The following is a 21,394-nucleotide window of genomic DNA, read 5'->3' as shown; positions in this document are numbered from 1 at the left end:
ATTTTGAGTTTAAAAAATGATTGCAAGTGTTCTGTCATCGTGATTTCCTTTACTCCAAAAATCCATCCACGTATTTAGATTTTTTTCAACTATTTCAAGGTCGTCTTCAAATCCTAAATTTATATTGTCTTCGTTATTGCCTTCTAAGTCAGCTATAAAATCTAACCATTTTTCAGTTTTTTCAAGATTAGCTTCAACTTCAAACTTAGGATCGTAGATGCCGTCAGACATTAAAAATAGAAACGAGAAGTCATCTTGAACGTGTATGTTGAAACGAGATGACATTGGTCTTTCTTTGGAATGAAATATTTCTGGTTGGGTTATAAATCTTGTTCCACCTCCAAATTCCCCAACATCAAGCCAGTTTAACAAGCTAGCTTTTGTTCTATCTTTATTTACAATACCTATAGGGCAATCTCCAACACCGAATGTCAGTATTAAATAGTTGTCCTTAATTTTCTTAATAGCAGAAAAAATTAAGGTAGAGTGAAAAAATTCAGAATTATATTTTACATTTTTGGTTTGAAGCAAATCTGGATTGTTCTGTACGGTGCTGTTTGCAACAGAACTAATCTCATTATGAACATGCAGGGAGGCTTTGTATAATACTTTTTTTACATCGTTCTTAGTTGATTCGAAGTTTACTTCATCTTTAGTTTCGATAAAATTTATAAAGCTTTTTTCAAACTCATCTAGTTCCTTATTTGGTAGAATTACCTCTTCAAAATATTTGATGACTTCATTACACGCGAGATTAGAGCCCTTTCTAGAAAACGATGCACTACCAGCACCGTCACTCACGACTACTACACCCCAACCAGAATCTTCAAAATTTTTATAAGCAAAATCATCATCCCTAAAACTTCCAACATTTTGATGTGATCGACCTCTTTTAGACGAAATTACTATATGTTTGTCGACAAGTTTTCCAGAAGCGGAAGAGTCATCTACTTTCCAAAACATAGCTTCAGTGTCGCTAGGTAGATTTTTCCACAATGATTTAGGGTCTGGGTTTATTACTAAGCTAATTTTCTTAGTATGTGAATCATCAGAATCTAATTCACCATCAACCTTGTATGTTAAGTCAATAGTGGTAATACCACTTTTACATGGGCACCCTTCAATTGTTAATGTTTCTTTGTCATAGGTAAGACCTACTTTTTTTAAATCATGAAATTCATAGCTCTGAATCTTTTGATTCGAAAAAAAACCTTTTTCAAATGAAAATATATAGGGTGAATTTTCGGTTGCATTAGGTAATACAATGGAATTTTCCTTAAATTTTAATGCCGTTGTTCTAATTTCCCACTTTTCCATAAGATTATTTTGTAGTTCAAGTATTTTAGAAATTGATTCTGAAGTCGATTCTTTTGATGTGAATTCGTTAAGGTTCTTTTCATCCCAAGTTTTTCCGTTTTGAGACAAAAGTCTTTCCACATAGGATTGATTTATATCCTTCATTTAACCTTGAGTTCTATTAACGTCAAAACCACCCGATCCAGCCTCATACTGTCCTTTATTGCCACAATTTGGGCAAGTAGTGACTTTTTCATCTCCAATACAATGAATCTGATTACATTGGCAAACAGCAAATGCTATTTGATTTCCACAGCAAGGGCAAGTTGGTGCACCAACAAGTTCAGCTGTATTTACCGTTTTTTGAATAGATTTACCGTCTGAAAGTTCATTGTATGATTCCCCGACTTGAAAAGCACCGTTTAATCGATAAGATTTTGTACCTAATTCTATCCCACCAAAATTAGATTGTTTAATTACTTTTTTATATTTCATTAAGTAGGTACTCTTTGTGTTTTGGCACATACCTGAAAGTACTACGAAATTGTCGTCAACATAAGTTGCTTGTTCTTGTTTGTTTAGGTCTATATTAGAAATATTATCAGAATCTAATTTAGCTAATTCAAAACCAGATTGGTTTGATTCAACACTTTCACTACTAGTTTTAATAGAATCTGTTACCCATTTGAAAAATTCACGATATCCAGAGCTATCTGTATTCTCTAACTTAAGAATATTAACAGTCAAATTTTTAAGTAAAGAAATATCGGCACCATCACCTAACGAAATGGCTACCAGATTTGCGGTTTTGCTCCAATTGTTATTCCATTCTTTAATAGCTGATGTACTGTCATCCGTTGGCACACCATCTGTAAATAAAAATACTATTGGTTTCCAATCTCCTTTTTGATGTTCAGTAGTTTTTACTAAATTTTTCCTTAAATCATGCATTAAATGACCAAGTCCTTTACTTAGAGAAGTACCACTACCAATTGGGAATTTAGGTGGGTAAAAACTAATTATATCTTGAAGAGGTACAATGGTCTTTGCTTCACCAGCAAAAACTATAATAGAAATATATACTGTTTCTAATGCTTGAGGGTCTGTTTTCAATTCTTGAATGATAGTAGCAATTCCATCCTGTACTTGATTGATAGGGTCACCTACCATAGATTCAGAAACATCAATTAAAAAATAGATTGGTAGTCTTCTCATGGTATTAATATTTTAATAACGTGTAATGAATTTGAAAGTAATATTTATATCTAATTCGTTTTTAAAACTCAAAAAAGTAGATAGTGGCAATGTAAATGATATGTAAATAATGATTTATATAACAATTATATCTTCAGACGGTGGGGGAGGAAGGGTGACGTTGTCAGTAGTACCCATACTCTTATTTCCTTGTTCAATTGTATCAGAAACCCACATGAAAAATTGCTTTAAAGTGTTACTATCTGCTGTTTGTAAATGAACAACGGTGTCTGTTAAGGCTTTAAGTTGATCATCATCAGCTAAATGTCCGGCAGCACAACCGACTATTGTACCAAAATTAATAGACTTAATCTTCGGTATAACATCTTTGTAAGATTGAACGTCAGATGGTTTACCATCAGTAAATAGAAATAAAAGAGGTCTCCAATCACCTTTTTGTTCAGGAGACCCTTTTCTAATGTCTTTAGTTACCTTTTCATGTAAAAATTCAAGAGCTTTTCCTGTAAAAGTAGGACCACTTTTTGGACATGTAATTTCAGGTAATTGAAAAGATTGTAAATCAGTTAATGGCATTAATTCTTTGACCTCCCTGTCAAAAGTTATAATACTTATCCATAATGTTTCAGATGCTTGTGCGTCCGAACGTAAAGTGTTGATCATACCTGTTAAAGCATTATTCAAAGCTTCAATTGGTTCGCCAACCATTGATCCGGATGTATCTAACAAAAAATATACGGGAAGTCTTCTCATCGGGTTTACTTTATTAAGTTTTCTAAAGATTGTGGTAAATTACCTAAAGTGTCTTTTAAATGTTTCAACAGAACCATTTCGGTGCTATCTATTTGACCATCTCCTTGAATTTGACTTACTAAATATTTTGCTTCGTCTTCATCGATTTCGCCATTCGAATCATCATCATCTAATACAAAACTAGAGATAGCTTTAACAAAAAGATCTTTCCATGAACTATGGTTTTCTTTACCTGAAACAGCATCATTTAAATCGAAAAGAAAGTCAGCCTCCTCTTGGTCTATTTTACCATCGGCATAAATAACTTCTTGAATTTCTTTTACTTCACTAGCGTCGATAATACCATCGGCTAATATTTCTTTTTTTAACTCTTCTAAGGTTTTCATACTTTTTATTTAATGATTTAAACTATAATATTTAATTCTGACGGTGGTGGTGGTAATTCATTTATACTAGTAGCATCTTTTCCTGTTTCCTCAACTTTTGTAGATGTAACACCTATAGAGGCGGTTACCCACGCAAAAAATTGAGCAATACTTTGGCTGTCCGCAGTATCTAAGCTAACTACATTATCAGTTATTTTTTTCAACAATGTAGTATCTGCACCACTACCTGCTGCACATGCAACGATATAGGCAGTTCTTCTATTTTTAATATCGCTTAGCCCTTTTCCAATATCATCAGTAGGGATACCATCGGTCATGATAAATACCAAAGGTTTCCAATCACCTTTACTTTCTGTGGTTGTAGAGGCGACTTCATTATCGATACAAGTACTTACAAGTTCTAAAGCACCACCTAAGGCAGTTGTTCCTGTAGCTTGAATATCTGGTATTTGAAATGATGATAAATCAGTTAGCGGAACTAGCTGTTTAGCACTGCTGTCAAAAGTAATTATGCTAAGAAATGCTGTCTCTATGGCTTGTGGGTTTTGCCTTAAAGAACTCACCATCATTTGTACTCCATTTTTTACAGCCTCAATAGGTTCTCCCATCATGGAGCCAGAAGTATCTAATAATAAATATACTGGTAGTCTTCTCATTTTGCGTGATTTTTTAAAATTTTCTGAATTGTATGTAAAAACATCTTGTCTTCCGTTGGTTCTCCGATAGCATCAAATTTCCATTCTCCATTTCTTCTATATAGCTTCCCCATAATTAAAGCACCTTTGCCTTTATAACTTGTGTCTGTAACTATGTCATAGCTAGAATGAACAGAGACAACTTTGGAGGGAGTTCCCTCATACATTCTAATTTTGGCAAATGGTATATTAGAAAAATCAAAATTCTGTCCTTTGTTTAAATAAATGTTTAAAAAGAAAAATATTTTTTCTACTTGTTGGTCTACTCTAGACAAGTCGACGCTTATTATTTCATTATCAAGGCCATCATCACCACCTACATCACCTTGTCTGTCATCTCCACTGTGTCTTAATCCAGAATCTTTTGAAATTAATTTACCTAGAGGTAAATTTTGTTGTTGAAGAAATTGGTTATACTCAGGTGAATAAATCCAGTCAATTAATTCTCCATTTGCATTTGTCATAATACAACTCAAATCTAAATCAACATCTTCTACAATTTTTTTACTTCCGAAAAGTCCTTTTTTCACAGTTTCAATTGCTCCCCAATTGACACCTACACAAAAATTAGTCAATTGTTCTCCCGATGATTTTCTTAGGTCAATTTTTTGACCTTTAGTTAAATTAATAGCCATAATAAGTTTTAAATTTATTTAAGAATGATAAGATATATTAAGTTTTGTTGAGTACTTTAGATGTAAGTTCTAAGAATAATATCTACTGTTTCTTGTAAGTCTTTTGAAGATACTGGATCACCAATAGCATTAAATTTCCATTCGCCATTAACGTTGTCCAAACTACCCATAATCATAGAAACATAACCTTTAAATGACGGGTCTGCAGAAATATCATAAGTTGCAAAAATACTCTTAACCTTTTCTGGAGTTCCTTCGTAAAGCCTAATAGATGCGAAGGGAACTGTTGCGAAATCTTGTTTTTTGTAACTGTTGAGGAAAAAGATAATTTTCTTTGAAGCAGTACTTATGTTAGATAGATTTACGGAAATTATTTCATTGTCTAAACCGTCATCACCATCTAAATCACCTTCGGTATCATCTCCACTATGAACTACAGCACCGTCTTTGGAGACAAGCTGTTTAAACGAAATTACATCAATAAGGTTTCCTTTCGAATCAGTAATAGCGCAACTTGCATCTAAGTCAACTGGAGTTTTAAAGTGTTTTGTTACTTTCTCCTTAGTACCGCCAAAGCCTAAAAAACCACCTTTTGTTTCTTCAATTTCATAGCTTCCTTCGATTACACCCCAGTTTACACCAACGCAGAACTGAGTAAGATTTGAGTTTGACCCAGAACTGGACTTTTTAGTAAGGTCAATTTTTTGACCTTTTTTTAAATTAATAGACATAGATTAATTGTATTTATTTAAGAAATCTTGAAGACCACCATTCATACCAGTGCCTATTGCTTCAAATTTCCATTCGTTATTTCGTTTGTAAATTCTACCAAATTCTACAGCTGTTTCAATTGAAAAATCTTCATCTAATTCAAATTTCATTAATTCAGAATTTGTATTATTATCAACGATACGTACAAAAGAATTTCTAACCTGACCAAAGTTTTGTTTTCTTGCTTCGCATTCGTCAATGGTTACAACAACACATATTTCGAATGCATTAGGGTCAATTTTGGCTAAATCAATTATTATTGATTCATCATCACCTTCACCTTCTCCTGTTCTGTTATCTCCTGTATGTTTAACTGATCCATCAGGACTATTTAGGTTATTATAGAAAACAAAATGGTTGTCAGATAATAATTTTTTGTTTTCACCTAGAATAAAAATAGAAGCATCCAAATCAAAATCCACCCCAGTTGAAGTTTCATTCGTATCCCAACCAAGTCCAACTGTAAAATTACCTGTTGATAAAGTTTCTCTTTGTCCCTTCTGTAAATTAATTGCCATGTTTTTATATGTTTAATTATTTAATTACTTCACCTGTAAAATGTCTATTTACGAAAAAACCTAAGTCCTCTTTATATCCAATTCCTGAGGCTTCAAATTTCCATTGATTATTTCGCTTGTACAATCTCCCAAATTCCACAGCTGTCTCAATTGAAAAATCTTCATCAAGCTCATATTTAGCTACGACTTCGTTAGTAACATCATCTACTATTCTGATATATGAATTTCTGACTTGACCAAAATTTTGTTTACGAACTATAAAGTCTTCTATTGTAACAACAAATAATATTTCGTTGATATCATCTGGCAATAAATTTAAATCCACAGTTATAGCTTCATCATCATCACCGTCACTAGAATTGCCATCGGGGTCATCTCCTGTATGTCTAACTCCAAATTCACCTGTAGTACAACCATTTTTTTCACAAGGGTTATTTTCGTTATGACCTAAACCACATAAATTATTATAAAATATAAAATGTGATTCTAGTGATAATTTTCTATTTGCATTTAATAAAAAAGCTGATGCGTCAAGGTCAAAATCATATCCAGTTCCTTCATTAGGATCCCATCCTAAACCGATAGTTAATTTTGACAGGCCTATTTCAATTTTCTGCCCTTTCTGTAAGTTAATAGCCATAATAATTGTAATAATATTAAGATTAATGGTTTTGAAGTAATTTATTTAGTTAAATCTATATAATCATTCGATTTGAGAAATAACATAAAACTTTAACGATTAAATTTTAAATTTCATATTTAATTTCTTTTCAATTTATTTATTTCATAATAATTAACTTTTTTATGTCTAGAAATCAAATGTTTACGTTTTTTTCGATTTTTCGATTTTTGTTGTTATTAATATTTATTAGTAGTGTGTTAAGATTGCGATAATAGTTTCAAACCTATTACAATTTGAAATAAATCTTTTACGGTATCCCGTAATCGGGCAAAATCTATTTGTACTATTTTCGTTTTTATTAAAATCTACCATGTTTAAAAAGACCATTTTTCTACTCTTAATTTTATTTCATTTTACGGTTTCTTCACAGGAACAAATCAGTCTTATCTCTTGGAATATTAGAGATTTTGGTAAGACTAAGAACAGCGAAGAGTTAGATAGAATGGCAGAAATACTTCGCGATGCCGATATTGTAGCCATACAAGAAGTGGTATCCGGTTATGGAGGAGCACAGGCAGTTGCAAAGCTGGCAGATAACCTAAATAGAAAAGGAGCAAAGTGGGATTATGTGATAAGTAACCCAACTAATAGCCCTAAATATGTGACAGAGCGTTATGCGTTCATTTGGAAGACAAAAAATATCAAAATAAAAAATAGGGGAGCATTAATTTCACAATTAGACTCACTTGTTGATAGAGAACCTTTTTTTCTTGACTTCTATATTAATGGGCGTAAATTATCTGTAATCAATTTTCATTCTAGACCACACGATAAAAACCCGGAAAGGGAAATATTGGCGATTACCGACTATCTGAAATCAGATGACTTTCAACATCCTATAATACTTGCTGGAGATTTTAATGTGGACCAAAAGGAGGAAGTTTTTATTGGCTTGAGAACGCAGGGTTATAATGCAACGGTCATTGATGCCAAGACTACTTTGAAGCAAGGTTGTGCTACTGATGGTTATTTGAAATATCCTATTGATAATATTTTCTATTCAAATAAAATTGTATTCAAGAGTGGTTATGTGATTGATTTTGTGAAAGCTTGTGAGAATATTACTAGTGCCAGAGAATTGTCGGATCATCTGCCAGTTTTATTGAATTTTAGTATTAAAGAACTTTCGGAATAAAAAAGAGGATTAAGCTTCAATTAGCTCAATCCTCTTTAAGACACATTGTTTAACTAACCGGTGGATCTGGTGGTGGTGGCGGAGGTGGGATGTCTCCACCATCACCACAGCAGGCTTGAAGTTCAACTTCATTCTCAGATAGGTCTTGTGGGTCACATGATATAAAGACAGAATTGAGGATTATCGTAAATACAACTATATAAATTTTCTTCATTTTGTTTAAGATTTTTGGACATACCAATGGCTGACCGAATTAGAAATCAGTGTTTGAATGCGATATAAATCGCAGATTAAAAATGAAGGGACGTCTCCCAAGTTTGAGAAGTGGAAATCCAAATACGGTAGTAATTAGCTACTTCTCAATCGGGCTAATCACCGACCGTATTTTAGAATTCCGAGAGACTGATTTATTAATAGACTGTGGTAGCAAATCATAGTCTTAAATCAATCTGAAGCAAAGAAAAGATATGTTGGTGGATGATGGTTCGACATAGGCGCGTCATGTTTTCGACAAGTATTCGACACCAATGAAAGCAACGGTTGAAGAGTATTTATAAAAGCGTGTAGTAAAAATTAAATTGTAATTTTAGTAATATGAAAGAGGCAATTATTAAGGAAATAGTTGAGAAAGTTTTTCAGAATGCGGAAAGGGAATGTTCAAAAGATTCAAAACATGCACTTAGTAATCTAATTGCGGAATCAATATCGCTTAGTCCTAGAACGATAGAAAGACTTTACGATAAATATCTTGAAGGCAAAGAAAGTATAGGAATTCAAAACGAGCATACCATAAACGAGTTGTGTAAGTATTTAAATTATGATTCGTACGCAGCATACGTTAAACAAAATAATAAGACTAAAACTGATGTAAAGAAATTGAAAGTATTTGCAGTTGTAAGTCTAATAGTAGTTGTCGGATTGATTCTTGGGTTAAGCGAGAAGAATAAGGAGACCTTGTGTATGACTTGGAAAGGCGATCATTTTGAAAAGGTGGCGTGTTCCGTAAACTATAAGGAAAAGGTAGTTCCCTTAGATGAAGTGAGATTACATAATTTAAAAAAAATTGACGTTGATTTAACTACAGACTTTTTTGATGAAACTACTCGGCAACCATTAATTTGGTATTATAAGTCTGGAAATAAAATTGAATTTTACACTGCGCCCGGATTACATCCTGTGAATGGAAAAACCTTAAAAGCTATTACCGAGCATATAGTAGATAAGTATGTGCCAGTACATACTTATGAAGCAAGCTCATTTACGGAATGAACCTTTAGCATAGGGGTAATATTTCATATATAATCATTTAATCTCTAAAAGAAAAGGCGTATTGTATAAATACAATACGCCTAAAATTAAACTAACAAACTCTCTACATATAAAATGATATCGTGTGAAGTGGATATCATAAAAATCTATCCTCGATCTTTTAATAAATCCGGTCCCTTTACCATATTAGAATTATGTTCTTTTACTACCTGCATAATTTTTGTAATTTCTTCAGGTTGTTTTTTAGCTAGATCATATTTTTCTGAAGGATCTTCTTCTATATTAAAAAGTAGAGGTGGGTTATGTTCTTCACGAGTATCTAATTTATAACCTGCTTCAGTAATAAAGTGAGCTTTATATGCGCCTACTCTAACGGCATATAGTTCAGGTCCTCTATAATAAAAAACTTCATTTCTAGGACTTTCTTCATCACCAAATAGAACTGGACTTAAATCAATTCCATCCATCTCTCTATCTGTTGGCATAGGTACTTCTGCGAGATTACTAAATGTATTAAACAAATCCATTGTAGTTCCCATGCCTGTAACTAATTTTGGTTTAATGTAGCCAGGTCCCCAAAATATACCTGGTTCGCGCATACCGCCTTCCCAAGTTGTACCTTTGCCTTCGAATAACGGACCGGCACTACCTCCAGAAATTCCTGTAGATAGCCATGGACCATTATCAGAAGTGAAAATTACAATAGTATTTTTGTCTAAACCTTCAGACTTTAATAAATCTAATATTTTACCTACACCATGGTCAATTTCTTCAACAACATCACCATATAGCCCTCTTTTACTAGTTCCCCTAAATTCATCGGATACAAATAATGGTACATGTGGTAAGCTATGCGCTAAATACATAAAAAAGGGACCTTTCTTGTGGTCACTAATCCATTTGACAGCTTCTTCGGTATAACGTTTAGTCAAAGTATTTTGCTGTGCAGGTCTCTCAACTACTTTGGTGCCACGTATTATTGGAACGTTAAATTCCTCTGGAGTTCGTTCTTCGTAAGTATCTGTATACCTGCCAAAATATTGCTCCATAGATGTAATTTTTCCTGTGTGATCCATATCATTAGAATATGGTATACCGTAATAATCGTCAAAACCATGATTTGTTGGCAGATATTCATCTTTGTGTCCCAGGTGCCATTTGCCAACCATACCCGTAGCATAACCTGCCGATTTTAATTGTTCGGCTATGGTGATTTCTTCGGTAGGTATACCGTTATGTGAGTCTGGGAAAAACACTCCGACTTTAGCACTTGTTAGTCCATTTCTAACGGGAAGTCTACCTGTCATTAGTGCGGCTCGACTAGGGGTACAAACACTGGCGCCTACATAAAAATTTGTCCATTTTTGACCTTCGCTTGCCATTCTATCTAAATTGGGTGTATGTATGGTGGGGTGACCATATGAGCTTAAGTCTCCATAACCTAAGTCATCGGCGAATATGATGACAATGTTGGGCTTTACAGGTAAATCTTGACTTACGAGCGTACTTGAGTGTGTTAGCAAACCAATCATAAGTGTTCCCAACAATAACTTCGAACATTTTGATTTTTTATTCATTATATGCTTCATGCTTTTGTTCTTTTTATTGTTAATAGCCTGTATTCTGTTCTAAACTAGGATTAGCATCTAGTTCCACTTGCGGAATAGGGAATAGTTTATGGTGATCTTGTGCATTTTTACCTCGACTAATAGCGTCTGATATAAATACATTTTGTCTAATCATGTCTTCCCTTCTTTTACCTTCGAAAAATAGTTCCCAAGCGCGTTCTTGAAGAATTGCTTCCTTAAGTGTTTCTTGAGTATAGCCACCTAAGGTCAAATCATCTATTCCTGCTCTATTCCTTACTTCATTTATTAGGTCGATTGCTTCTTGAGTAGGTCCCGAAATTTCGTTCAATGCTTCTGCTCGACTTAGCAAAATATCTGCGTAACGAATTGCTGGTATGTCATTGCCAGCTGCTGCACCAACTGCACCTGGGTCAAATTCAATTTTGTAAGGAAATGACTGGTCATTACCCAAGCCCGGTACAACTTCGCCAGTATTTGTACTTACATATTCGGTAATAATATAATTTTTGCGTTGGTCATTTTCACCGAAAGAATTTACAAAGTCATCATATAAATATGTTCTTGCTGCAAAAACTGTATTATTTGGAAATGGTCTTGGATAATCTGGAGGAAAAACCAAGGCATCAATGGCTTGACTTGCCGTTGGCGATGTACCATCTTTTGGTAAAACCCAAATTAACTCATTATTTCCTTCATTGGTAATGCTAAATACTTGACCATAATCTGGTAATAATTCATACACTCCAAGGTCTACAATATCTTCAGCCATATTTGCTGCATTTTCCCATTGTCTCGTATTTAAATAATATTTGCATAAAACAGCCATGGCAGCACCTTTTGATGCACGACCAATTGCAGGTGCTTGGATTGGTAAATTAGCAATTGCAGTAAGTAATTCTTGTTCTATAAATTGTTGTACTTCTTCTGTTGTTGCTCTTGGCAACAATGGGTCATCGGAAGATGATTTATATAGAGGAACAGGACCAAACAAGTTATAAAGTTCTGAATAGTCCCAACCTCGTAAAAAGTGTGCTTCAGCTTCGGTCAATTGTTTAAACTCTTCTGAAAAAGCTTCATTGTCTAAGTTATCCAAAACAATGTTTGCGTCTCTTATTGAGTTGAAATAAATGGTCCATTGAGCAATAATGTGGTCATGATTGCCATCCCAAGTGAAGTCAATTTCAGATATCCATAAATTTTCTATAGAACCACCTTGTCCCCAAACTTCTCCTGTGGTCATAGATGCTAAATGGTAAGCGGCCCAAGAGTCTTGAAAACCAGGTCTATGTGCATAAGCATAAGATGCATTCAACACAGAAGTTATTCCTTTTTCACTAGTGAACAAAGTTGCAGGAGCAAGTTCTGAAAACACTTCTTCATCTAGTCGTTTTTCACAGGCAATTACGCCTATAAAAACCAATATCATTATTGATTTGTTTATATATGATTTCATTATATTTTGTTTTAGTTCTGAGATTAGAAATTAGCTGTTAATCCTAAAAGATATGTTCTAGCTGTAGGATAGCTACTATAATCGACTCTTACATTACTTGAACCAAGAGAATTAGATTCTGGGTCAAAACCACCATAATCTGTGATGGTAAATAAATTTTGTCCTGTTAAATACACGCGCAAACTGTTTAAAAAGTTAACATTGTCAACTGGTACCTTGTAGCTTAGTTGCACGTTTTTTAAACGAAAGTAAGAGGCATCTTCAACGGTTAAAGTATTTACTTTGCTTGCCCCATAAGCGTTTGGATTTACGGAAGATGGCCATTTTGCATCTGTGTTCTGTGGTGTCCAACGGTCAGTTATAGTTCGGGATTGGCGATTTCTTCTGAAATTTGCAGGGTAAAGTGATTCAATAAGATTTATATTAATTAAATCTGCACCCTCTTGACCTTGAAAGAAAACATCTAATTGAAGATTTTTATAACTAAATGAATTTTGTATACCATAAGTGAAATCCGGAAAAGGGCTTCCGATTATTGTTTGGTCTGCAGGAGTTATAGCACCATCACCATCGCGATCTTCAAATATTGGATGACCGGGCTCTGCTATAGGTTGTGCAGAATTTGCAATATCATCATCTTCTTGAAAAATACCGGTTACTACATAACCATAGTACGAGGCAAGTGGGTCACCTTCTCTAATAATTGCCGTATTACCTACGGCCATTATATTACCAGTTACAATACTTTCTATTCTACCTAAATCAACTACTTTATTTTTTACTGCTGAAAAATTAAGCGAAGTATCCCATTTAAAATCATCAGAAATGATATTTGTGGTATTGATCAGAACTTCGAATCCCTTATTTTCAACTTCACCAACATTACTTAATATTGAAGCATAACCAGATGCAAGAGGTAAGGGTAAATTGAATAATAGATCCTTAGTGTTTTTAGAGAAATAGTCTAAAGTTGCACTAATTCTACCATTAAGCATAGCGGCATCTATACCGATATTAAACTGCTCTGTAGTTTCCCATTTTAAATCATTATTGGCTTTACGGGAAGGAATAACACTACCTAAAACAGAGTTGCCTAAAACTACATTTGGACCGGACTGAAAAGTTAACTGTGAGTTATAATTACCTATTTCTTGATTACCCGTTAAGCCCCAACTGGCTCTCAATTTTAGCTGACTGAACAATTCAGGTATAAATTCTTCTTCGTTAAGTTTCCATCCAAAAGCAAATGATGGGAAATATCCATATTTATTATTTTCTCCAAATCTAGATGAACCATCTGCTCTTATAGAACCTGTCAATAAAAATTTATTGAATAAGTTATAGTTAACACGACCTAAATATGATAATAATGTGTTTTCCTCTGTGCGGCTTCCTAATTGGTCAGTATTGGTATCTCCTAATTCAAGATTATTGGTGCCTATATCATCGGAAGGGAAACCGCTAATATTTCCATAGAAATTTTTTAGACTGAATTTTTGATAGGTAACACCGCCCAAAACTGTAATGTTGTGATCTTCATTAAAGATCTTGTTGTAGTTCATCGTGTATTCAAAAAGATAATTTGAGCGCTCTAAAACATTGATATTAGCGATTCCGTTTGCAGCGCTACCTCTAATTGTTTGTGTAGAGTTGTAAATATCTCTACGAGAAGTTTGCCGATCCGTACCAAAGTTAAATTTACCTGATAACTGATCTGTAAACTCATAATTTAAATACGCATTACCAAAAGTTCTGTTAGATTCATTTTGACTTAAAATACCATTGATCAACGTAACCGGATTGTTAACCGTTAGATTGGCAGACTGGGAGAAAGTACCGTCATCATTATAAATTGTTTCTGTTGGGTCATATAATAGAGATGAATATATAGGCCCGGCATTTTCATTTGTCTGAATTCCGTCAATATTGTTATTGTCCTTTATTAAACTCGTATTGAAGTTTAAGCCAATTTTCGCTTTTTCACCAATTTTAGAGTCAACATTAATTCGACCGGTATATTTTTTGATTCCGGAATTTTTGACTACTCCTTCTTGATCAAAATAGTTGAAAGAGGCATATACAGAAGTGTTTTCGTTTCCTCCTCCGACTGAGATATTATGACTTGTTATTGGTGCAGATTTAAAAATTTGATCTTGCCAAAAATTACCGTTGCCGATATTGCTAATATCCTGATCAGAAAAAACTGGAGCATTGCCTTGCTCTTGAGAAAGATCGTTTATAGCATTGATATATTCACTAGTAGATAAGACATCAATAGTTTTTGCAACGGTTTGTACACCACTATAGACATCATATGTGACCGTCATTTTTCCGGATTTTCCTTTTTTAGTTGTTATCATAACAACTCCGTTCGCACCCCTTGATCCATAAATTGCAGTAGCGGATGCATCCTTTAAAATCTCTATTGATTCAATGTCTGCGGGGTTTAAAGAATTTAAGGGGTTGTTGGGGCTCTGGTTCTCACTAACTTCAGCCGCACCACCAGAAGTCAAATTTGCACTATTGTCAATTGGGAAACCGTCAATAACATATAATGGTTCATTACTTGCATTTAAGGAGCTCGCACCTCTAATTCTAATGGATAAACCTCCGCCCGGCGCAGAACTCGACTGACTTATTTGAACACCTGCGGCTCTACCTAGCATCATTTGATCAACCGACGCATTTGCCCCAGGATTTAAGTCTTCTGATTTTAAAGAAGAAACAGATCCTGTAAGGTCACTTTTCTTTTGTGTTCCGTACCCTACAACTACGATTTCATCTAAGGCAGCAGCACTTTCCTCTAGAACAATGGTGAAATTACTCTGACCATCAACGGGAATTTCCCTAGGAGAAAACCCGATGTATGTTATGGATAGAACAGCATCACTGTTATTTAAGGTTAGCTCAAAATTACCGTCAAAATCTGTTTGTGTTCCATTAGATGTGCCTTTCTCTAAAATATTTGCACCTGGAAGTGGTTGACCGTTTTGGTCTTGTACAATACCATTGACCGTAAAATCTTGTGTTTTTATTTTTAAGGTTTCGGGATTTAGTTCCTCTACTTTTTCATAAATAATGACTTGGCGATCATCTATTCTATAAACCATGCCTTTGTTTCTCAGAACACTGTCAAGAATTGTGTTTAACGTTGCTCCCTTTATGTTTATGGAGACAATACCTTTATCCAAAAGAACTTCATCATTGTAAAAAAAGATATACTCGCTTTTCTCTTGTATTTTTTGGAAAAGGGCTTCCATTGGAACTTTATTGACTTCAATGTCAAGCTTGGTCTGGGAATAAGTATTGTTCGCATAGGCAGAACTAAGTCCTATAGCTATGAATAACAAGAATATTCTCATAATTGTGTGGATGACGTGGGTGGAACTAATTTTGTTCCAACAAGCAACACGCCTATTAAAATAATTCATAATATTGTAATTCAGATTAGTTAATATTGCTTTTAATAGTGATGTTAATAATATATGCCGGGAGATGTTGGCGCATCTTTCGGCTTTTTTGTTGTTATTATGTCATAGGCTTTTTGATTTTAGTTAGTTTGAGTTAATTATTGTAATTTTTTCATTATCAGAGCTAAACTCGAAATTTGATGTTTCTCCAATCAATTGAATTACTTTGGTAACGTTTTCCTTTAAATCCAAATTTCCAGAGAATGTTTCTGCTGCTAAGTCTTCACTTTCTATAACAATTTGAACATTATAATAGCGTGATAATTTTGTCATTATATGTTTTAGGTTATCTTTTTTGAAATTGAGAAATCCATCTCGCCACGAAAAATAATCGTTAATGTTCACCTCTTTAGTTTTAGCTTCTTTAGAAACCGCATTATAACTTGCAAAAGTTCCAGGCTTTATTTTAATATCGTCTACAGCTTCATCTGAATAATTTATTTTAACGCTACCAGATTTTAGCACCGTGAAACTTAAATCATCGTCTTTATAACTACTTACATTAAATACTGTACCTAGTACTTCAACCTCTTGATTAGCCGAAAGAACTTTAAAAGGTTTTTGTGGGTTGTGAGATACCTCAAAAATTGCTTCACCTTCTAAATAAACTTCTCTTGAATTTCCATTAAATACGGCAGGGTAAACTAATTTGGAACCTGAGTTAAGCCAAACCATAGAGCCATCGGATAATTTGAGGTCAGTTCTTTTTCCAAAAGGAACTAATATAGTATTGTATAGTGCTTTCTCATTTCTTGTTGATTTTTGATTAATGGTTTTTCCTGAACCCAACACCACTTCTTCTCCAGATTTTGAGTACTTTATCGTTGTATTTTCACCATCTAAATTTAAGTTGTCTCCACTTCCTAAAATTAGAGTGACACCATCAACTTTATTAACATCTATATCCGTAGAAGTCTCAACAAAACTTTCTATTGCTTGCTCTGATTTAGGTTGATAGAATAAGCTAATACCAACTAGAATGACTACAGAGGCAGCGACCATTAGAATTCTATTTTTCCTTTTTTTTGTCTTAACCCGATTTGCTGAATCTATAATTCGCGACCTTAAATTTTGTTTATCAAGGTTGGTAAGGTCATCATCAAGATGTTTCTTTTTCATAATAATTACTTAATAGAGAATATAATTTCGTGTGCTTAATTAATCCTCCTTAATAACAAGAGAGTTAATTTTCAAAATATAGACGAGAAAAAAGTTTTTTTTAAGAAAAATAAAATAGAACAATCAAAATACCACCTCGAAGAACTTTTAAGGCACGGTAAATTATAGTTCTGGCAGAAGAGATAGAAACGCTCATAGCATCGGCAATTTCCTCGTACGATCGCTCTTCATTATAACGCATGTTAAGAACTTCTTGTTGATTTTGACTAAGTAAATTCATAGCACGATTTACTTTTTGTTTAATTAAGCAAGAATGTTCATGATTGATAATGTTGGATTCGTAAGAAGGTGTACTCAAATCATTAATTGAAATGTTGTTTAAGATTTCAGTATCGTCAACGGTTATTACTTTAAGTTTACTTTTTTTATGCAGTGCTCTTTTTAATGATGTAAATAAGTATGACTTAATATTTATAACCTCTCCAAGTGTACTATGGTATTTAAATAAATTTAAGAACAAATCATGTATATTATCCAAAACAGTTGTTTTGTCCTTGGTTATACTCATTCCAAAAATGAATAACTCATCTACATACAAATCATAGAGTTTTCCTAAAGACTCTACATTACCTTTTTGTAGTTCTGTCCAGTACTTTTTATCTTCAATTCCAGACATGGTCAATTATTTTTTTAGGTTTGGTTTGGATAATTTTGAAATAAAATTTTAAGTAATTGAATTTGAGATTGTATTGCTTTTTTAAATTTATATTTCGTCATTCTTAATTTACTAACAGTTAATTAGTAATTAAGTAACAAATGTATTAAAATATTAATATATTCTTAAAATATATGCGGTTAATTGATATTACGCTAAACAATTTGTTGCTTGTTTCATTGTAACTCACTCATTTGTAATGGAATATTGCTACTTAAGACTATAGTTTTTATAAGGACTTTACAGTTTTATCTGGTAATAACTTTTCTCTTAAATTAAAAAGAACTCTTTTTTTGTCTATAAGGTTATTGATTATGACTCTAATTTAAGAGCTGTATTCAAAATGGCTCTTAATAATTATTTTACAAATCAATATTAGTTCAGCATGAAAAAGCATCAAATTCTATTAGCCTCATTAATTTTTACGTTTGTTCTCAGTAGTTGTAAAAAAAACAATTCTGAAACTAAGAATAGACCTAACATAGTTTTTATTATGTCTGATGATCACGCTTATCAAGCTATTTCTGCTTATGATACCAGCTTAATAAATACACCTAATATTGATAGAATTGCAAACATGGGTATGTTATTTACCAATGCAAGTGTTACAAATTCAATTTGTGCACCATCAAGGGCTACCATTTTAACAGGTAAACATTCTCATATAAATGGAAAAGTAGATAATGTTTCACCTTTTGATACCACTAATGTAACTTTTCCACAATTGTTACAGAAGGCCGGCTATCAGACAGCTATGTTTGGCAAACTACATTTTGGCAATAATCCAAAAGGTTTTGATCAATTTAAAATATTGCCAGGTCAAGGTTCTTATTATAATCCAGATTTTATAACTAAAAATGAAGGTGAGATAACTGTATCTGGTTATGTTACTGATATTATAACGGACATGACTATTAATTGGTTAGAAACCGAGAGAAAAAAGGAAGATCCTTTTATGCTAATGTATCTTCACAAAGCTCCTCATCGTTCATGGCTAATGGCAGAAAGACATATGGATGAGTTTACTCGAAGAGAATTTAGAGAGCCTCAAACTTTATTTGACAAACATGAAGGGATGCTAGCTGCTAAAGTTGCAAAAATGAATATAGACGGCGATATGGGTTGGGCTGCTGATAGTAAGCTATATCCAGATGTTATGGATGAACTTGGTTTAGAAGAGCAGATAGGATATGATAAATTAAGATTTGAGATGGGTGTAGGAAGGTTAAATGAGGCACAAAGAGCAAATTTCGATAAGGCTTACAGAAGAGTAGCGGAAGATTTTAAAAAGAATTATCCAAACATGACGGATAAAGATTTGGCAAAATGGCGCTACCAAAGATATATGCAGGATTATTTAGGTACCATAAAATCTGTAGATGAAAATGTAGGAAGGGTTCTAGATTATTTAGAGGCAAATAATTTAATGGATAATACCATTATTGTTTATACTTCTGACCAAGGTTTTTATTTGGGAGAGCATGGTTGGTTTGATAAGCGTTTTGTTTATGATGAAAGTTTAAAAACACCGCTATTAGTATCTTGGCCAGATAGAATTAAGGCAGGCAGTGTCTCAAATGAACTTGTTCAAAATTTAGACTTTGCCCAAACTTTTCTAGATGTTGCAGATGTAGAACAACCAAATGATATGCAAGGTGAAAGCTTAATACCTGTTTTTACTAACGAACTTGAAGGCTGGAATCGCGAAGCTGTGTATTATCATTATTATGAACATCCTTCAGAGCACAATGTAAATAGACATTATGCTGCAATTACCAAAGATTACAAACTAATACATCATTACTTTGATTTAGATTATTGGGAGCTGATTGACAGAAAAAAAGACCCATTAGAGCAACATAATTATTATGATGATCCTACATATGCTGATATTAAAAAAGAATTGCATAAAAAATTAAACGGATTAAGAGAGCTATATGGAGATAATGATTCTATAAGTCAAAAATATATAGATGAATTCATGCCATTGGCAAAAGAAGGTAAGGTGTTTGGTGTAGAGAATAATATACTTGATCCTATAGTTGAGAAATGGGAAAACTCTAAGAAATTTGATTAAATAAAATTCTCTGCGATTTAAAAAAAGGTAAATAATTTTACCTTTTTTTTAAGTTATTGCTATCTCTTATATTTTATAAAATATAACTTAAACGTGTATTTCGTTATGTCATAATGGTTTTTGTTGTATTCTGATTATCAGTAAATTATATTTTATTTTTAGAAAAATAATTTTAAGTTTACTACAGATTAATTAGAAATGAATTTTGAGAGATTAAATTATAGTGTCCCTATTGATTCCACTCCTTTCATCGACTTACTAACTAAGGAACGGAAAGACTTAATTGGTAAAAGTAAAATTAAGTTACAACCAAAAGAGTTTAAGGCGTGGATAGCTGAACTTTATACATACGGATTGTTGGATGCTAAAAAACCTGGGGTTAATAATTTGCAGTTATACTCGGATATAATGTTTAACAAATTAGAATTGTTGAAATATGTAAAAGTGTTTTCCCATCATTTATTAAATAATCTTGATGCAGATAAAACCGAAGATTTAGCGTCTTTAGCTAAACTAAAATATAATATTATAAAGCCCTTTTCAAATCATGAACTTTCGGATTTTGTTGATGAACAACTCTTGGATGTAACATTTTCTTATCGAAAATGTGAATTCGGTCAGTTTATTCTACAAGAATTAGGAAGGAATGAAATTGATAAAAGTGTTTTGGATTTTGTTGATGAGGGGTTTAAAAGTTCTGAATTAAATTTTCAAGATCAATTATTTAAAATAATGGACCATTTTAATCTAAGCCTCAAATTGTCTGAAACTGAAAAAGTTTTGTTGTCTATGATAGTAAAAAATAAGGTTGATCCAGAAAGGATGACAATGGCTGATTTTTTATCGATGGGAAGTTTTTTTCAATCAAATTTAATAGCGTATTCCAAAAGAATTAAAATTATAAATAGTGAGATGCAATATTTGAAAAATAAGAAATTATTCATTAAAGATAATGGAAAAAGAAGGGGGGCTAGACTATGAATAATATAATTGAGAGATTAAAAGAAATGCAAAAAATGCAAGTGGATACTTTTGATTTAGGAGGGGAATATTTTTCAAAAGAGGATATACAAAAGGCTGAAAAAATTAGTCGATTTCTTGTAGGACATAGCAACGAAAAAATACCTTTATCTCAAAAGCGTGCTTTCATGGTCATCATACACGAACTTTATTTTGATTGTGATAAATATCCTGATGATATAGAGAGTCAAAGAATTTATGCAAGGGCATCTCAGCGGTTTAAATTTTCTCATCGTGAAAAGAAAACTATGATAGATGTAGAGCGCTACCACCCTAAAGATCCGTGTCTATATTTTGAAGATAACGGTTTTTCAAAGAGGCATTACCGAGATTCTGTAAAATTTCTTTTGGACGATCCCAGAGATGTTTTTGAAATTACCAGTGCCATTCCTTCCCTTCAAGTTATATATGAGGATGTCGTTCTTTGCTCATAAAATTTACCGTACACATTTCTGTGTACGGTAAACATCATTTCCATTTTTAGTAAGTCATAAGTTTGTTTCAAGTAAAACAGAGGTCACGTAGCAAGCCATGTTTTTGGAAGCAAAAACTGCTCACTGTGTTCGCAGGCTTGTTGGGTATCCTCCCCAAACCCCTAG

20 protein-coding genes are annotated in these 21,394 nt (G+C 33.1%); 5 read left to right on the top strand and 15 right to left on the bottom strand.

Annotated features, from left to right (window positions below; translation table 11 throughout):
- Nucleotides 1-9: 9 nt before the first annotated feature.
- The 9 genes from P177_RS16500 to P177_RS16460 form a co-directional block, all read right to left on the bottom strand.
- Nucleotides 10-1,461 carry a PP2C family serine/threonine-protein phosphatase gene (locus tag P177_RS16500; RefSeq protein WP_036156530.1) on the bottom strand — a complete coding sequence of 484 codons (1,452 nt, stop codon included), beginning with the start codon at nt 1,459-1,461 and terminating at the stop codon, nt 10-12.
- A complete protein-coding gene (locus tag P177_RS16495; protein ID WP_036156528.1) occupies nt 1,462-2,511 on the bottom strand; it encodes a TerY-C metal binding domain-containing protein in 1,050 nt (349 codons plus the stop codon).
- Nucleotides 2,512-2,625: 114 nt separating this feature from the next.
- Complete coding sequence (locus P177_RS16490) at nt 2,626-3,261, bottom strand: vWA domain-containing protein (protein WP_036156526.1); 636 nt, start codon at nt 3,259-3,261, stop codon at nt 2,626-2,628.
- Between the two features lie 5 nt (nt 3,262-3,266).
- Nucleotides 3,267-3,647, bottom strand: a complete 381-nt coding sequence (locus P177_RS16485) for a hypothetical protein (protein WP_036156524.1) — start codon at nt 3,645-3,647, stop codon at nt 3,267-3,269.
- 17 nt (nt 3,648-3,664) lie between these two features.
- Nucleotides 3,665-4,303, bottom strand: a complete 639-nt coding sequence (locus P177_RS16480; protein ID WP_036156521.1) for a vWA domain-containing protein — start codon at nt 4,301-4,303, stop codon at nt 3,665-3,667.
- Entirely contained in the window at nt 4,300-4,977 is a 678-nt protein-coding gene (locus tag P177_RS16475; protein WP_036156519.1) for a TerD family protein, read from the bottom strand. The genes P177_RS16480 and P177_RS16475 overlap by 4 nt, the downstream gene beginning before the upstream one ends.
- A gap of 56 nt (nt 4,978-5,033) precedes the next feature.
- The gene (locus tag P177_RS16470) at nt 5,034-5,708 is read right to left on the bottom strand and encodes a TerD family protein (protein ID WP_036156517.1); all 675 of its coding nucleotides are present in this window, start codon (nt 5,706-5,708) and stop codon (nt 5,034-5,036) included.
- A gap of 3 nt (nt 5,709-5,711) precedes the next feature.
- Nucleotides 5,712-6,266: a TerD family protein gene (locus tag P177_RS16465; RefSeq protein ID WP_036156515.1), complete on the bottom strand. Its 555-nt coding sequence runs from the start codon at nt 6,264-6,266 to the stop codon at nt 5,712-5,714.
- A 16-nt stretch (nt 6,267-6,282) separates the two neighbouring features.
- Nucleotides 6,283-6,906 (bottom strand): TerD family protein, encoded by a 624-nt coding sequence (locus tag P177_RS16460; RefSeq protein WP_036156513.1) that lies wholly within the window; start codon nt 6,904-6,906, stop codon nt 6,283-6,285.
- A gap of 352 nt (nt 6,907-7,258) precedes the next feature.
- Between P177_RS16460 and P177_RS16455 the strand changes: the two genes are divergently transcribed.
- On the top strand, nt 7,259-8,083 hold the full coding sequence (locus P177_RS16455; protein ID WP_036156512.1) for an endonuclease/exonuclease/phosphatase family protein: 825 nt from the start codon (nt 7,259-7,261) through the stop codon (nt 8,081-8,083).
- 49 nt (nt 8,084-8,132) lie between these two features.
- On the opposite strand, the gene P177_RS20260 is transcribed toward P177_RS16455, so the two are convergent.
- A complete protein-coding gene (locus tag P177_RS20260; RefSeq protein WP_167333122.1) occupies nt 8,133-8,297 on the bottom strand; it encodes a hypothetical protein in 165 nt (54 codons plus the stop codon).
- 380 nt (nt 8,298-8,677) lie between these two features.
- Here P177_RS20260 and P177_RS16450 point away from each other — a divergent pair, with 380 nt between their 5' ends.
- Nucleotides 8,678-9,352, top strand: coding sequence for a hypothetical protein (locus P177_RS16450; protein WP_036156509.1), 675 nt, complete (start codon nt 8,678-8,680; stop codon nt 9,350-9,352).
- Nucleotides 9,353-9,498: 146 nt separating this feature from the next.
- Here the strand turns inward: P177_RS16450 and P177_RS16445 are convergent, their stop codons facing one another.
- From P177_RS16445 to P177_RS16425, 5 genes are all read right to left on the bottom strand, one after another.
- Complete coding sequence (locus tag P177_RS16445) at nt 9,499-10,941, bottom strand: sulfatase family protein (RefSeq protein ID WP_036156508.1); 1,443 nt, start codon at nt 10,939-10,941, stop codon at nt 9,499-9,501.
- Between the two features lie 19 nt (nt 10,942-10,960).
- On the bottom strand, nt 10,961-12,394 hold the full coding sequence (locus tag P177_RS16440; protein ID WP_036156506.1) for a RagB/SusD family nutrient uptake outer membrane protein: 1,434 nt from the start codon (nt 12,392-12,394) through the stop codon (nt 10,961-10,963).
- 23 nt (nt 12,395-12,417) lie between these two features.
- Nucleotides 12,418-15,756, bottom strand: coding sequence for a TonB-dependent receptor (locus P177_RS16435; protein ID WP_036156504.1), 3,339 nt, complete (start codon nt 15,754-15,756; stop codon nt 12,418-12,420).
- Between the two features lie 192 nt (nt 15,757-15,948).
- Nucleotides 15,949-16,983 carry a FecR family protein gene (locus P177_RS16430; protein WP_036156502.1) on the bottom strand — a complete coding sequence of 345 codons (1,035 nt, stop codon included), beginning with the start codon at nt 16,981-16,983 and terminating at the stop codon, nt 15,949-15,951.
- Between the two features lie 100 nt (nt 16,984-17,083).
- Nucleotides 17,084-17,659: an RNA polymerase sigma factor gene (locus P177_RS16425; protein WP_036156500.1), complete on the bottom strand. Its 576-nt coding sequence runs from the start codon at nt 17,657-17,659 to the stop codon at nt 17,084-17,086.
- A 424-nt stretch (nt 17,660-18,083) separates the two neighbouring features.
- On the opposite strand from P177_RS16425, the gene P177_RS16420 reads away from it, so the two are divergent.
- From P177_RS16420 to P177_RS16410, 3 genes are all read left to right on the top strand, one after another.
- Nucleotides 18,084-19,775 carry a sulfatase family protein gene (locus tag P177_RS16420; protein ID WP_036156498.1) on the top strand — a complete coding sequence of 564 codons (1,692 nt, stop codon included), beginning with the start codon at nt 18,084-18,086 and terminating at the stop codon, nt 19,773-19,775.
- Between the two features lie 198 nt (nt 19,776-19,973).
- Entirely contained in the window at nt 19,974-20,756 is a 783-nt protein-coding gene (locus P177_RS16415) for a hypothetical protein (RefSeq protein WP_036156496.1), read from the top strand.
- On the top strand, nt 20,753-21,229 hold the full coding sequence (locus tag P177_RS16410; protein ID WP_036156494.1) for a hypothetical protein: 477 nt from the start codon (nt 20,753-20,755) through the stop codon (nt 21,227-21,229). Before P177_RS16415 ends, P177_RS16410 begins: the two co-directional genes overlap by 4 nt.
- The last annotated feature ends 165 nt before the right edge of the window (nt 21,230-21,394 follow it).

Origin of the sequence: Maribacter forsetii DSM 18668 (genome assembly GCF_000744105.1) — a bacterium.
Classification (GTDB): domain Bacteria; phylum Bacteroidota; class Bacteroidia; order Flavobacteriales; family Flavobacteriaceae; genus Maribacter; species Maribacter forsetii.
The sequence above is the reverse complement of the archived record's forward strand: the minus strand, read 5'-3'. Positions and strand labels throughout refer to the sequence as shown.

Excerpts from the sequence above, each read along its gene's own strand:
- P177_RS16450 (WP_036156509.1), top strand. The coding sequence starts at position 8,678 with ATGAAAGAGGCAATTATTAAGGAAATAGTTGAGAAAGTTTTTCAGAAT.
- P177_RS20260 (WP_167333122.1), bottom strand. The coding sequence starts at position 8,297 with ATGAAGAAAATTTATATAGTTGTATTTACGATAATCCTCAATTCTGTC.
- P177_RS16500 (WP_036156530.1), bottom strand. The coding sequence starts at position 1,461 with ATGAAGGATATAAATCAATCCTATGTGGAAAGACTTTTGTCTCAAAAC.
- P177_RS16435 (WP_036156504.1), bottom strand. The coding sequence starts at position 15,756 with ATGAGAATATTCTTGTTATTCATAGCTATAGGACTTAGTTCTGCCTAT.
- P177_RS16460 (WP_036156513.1), bottom strand. The coding sequence starts at position 6,906 with ATGGCTATTAACTTACAGAAAGGGCAGAAAATTGAAATAGGCCTGTCA.
- P177_RS16410 (WP_036156494.1), top strand. The coding sequence starts at position 20,753 with ATGAATAATATAATTGAGAGATTAAAAGAAATGCAAAAAATGCAAGTG.
- P177_RS16455 (WP_036156512.1), top strand. The coding sequence starts at position 7,259 with ATGTTTAAAAAGACCATTTTTCTACTCTTAATTTTATTTCATTTTACG.
- P177_RS16495 (WP_036156528.1), bottom strand. The coding sequence starts at position 2,511 with ATGAGAAGACTACCAATCTATTTTTTAATTGATGTTTCTGAATCTATG.
- P177_RS16445 (WP_036156508.1), bottom strand. The coding sequence starts at position 10,941 with ATGAAGCATATAATGAATAAAAAATCAAAATGTTCGAAGTTATTGTTG.
- P177_RS16440 (WP_036156506.1), bottom strand. The coding sequence starts at position 12,394 with ATGAAATCATATATAAACAAATCAATAATGATATTGGTTTTTATAGGC.
- P177_RS16480 (WP_036156521.1), bottom strand. The coding sequence starts at position 4,303 with ATGAGAAGACTACCAGTATATTTATTATTAGATACTTCTGGCTCCATG.
- P177_RS16415 (WP_036156496.1), top strand. The coding sequence starts at position 19,974 with ATGAATTTTGAGAGATTAAATTATAGTGTCCCTATTGATTCCACTCCT.
- P177_RS16470 (WP_036156517.1), bottom strand. The coding sequence starts at position 5,708 with ATGTCTATTAATTTAAAAAAAGGTCAAAAAATTGACCTTACTAAAAAG.
- P177_RS16485 (WP_036156524.1), bottom strand. The coding sequence starts at position 3,647 with ATGAAAACCTTAGAAGAGTTAAAAAAAGAAATATTAGCCGATGGTATT.
- P177_RS16475 (WP_036156519.1), bottom strand. The coding sequence starts at position 4,977 with ATGGCTATTAATTTAACTAAAGGTCAAAAAATTGACCTAAGAAAATCA.
- P177_RS16420 (WP_036156498.1), top strand. The coding sequence starts at position 18,084 with ATGAAAAAGCATCAAATTCTATTAGCCTCATTAATTTTTACGTTTGTT.
- P177_RS16425 (WP_036156500.1), bottom strand. The coding sequence starts at position 17,659 with ATGTCTGGAATTGAAGATAAAAAGTACTGGACAGAACTACAAAAAGGT.
- P177_RS16490 (WP_036156526.1), bottom strand. The coding sequence starts at position 3,261 with ATGAGAAGACTTCCCGTATATTTTTTGTTAGATACATCCGGATCAATG.
- P177_RS16430 (WP_036156502.1), bottom strand. The coding sequence starts at position 16,983 with ATGAAAAAGAAACATCTTGATGATGACCTTACCAACCTTGATAAACAA.
- P177_RS16465 (WP_036156515.1), bottom strand. The coding sequence starts at position 6,266 with ATGGCAATTAATTTACAGAAGGGACAAAGAGAAACTTTATCAACAGGT.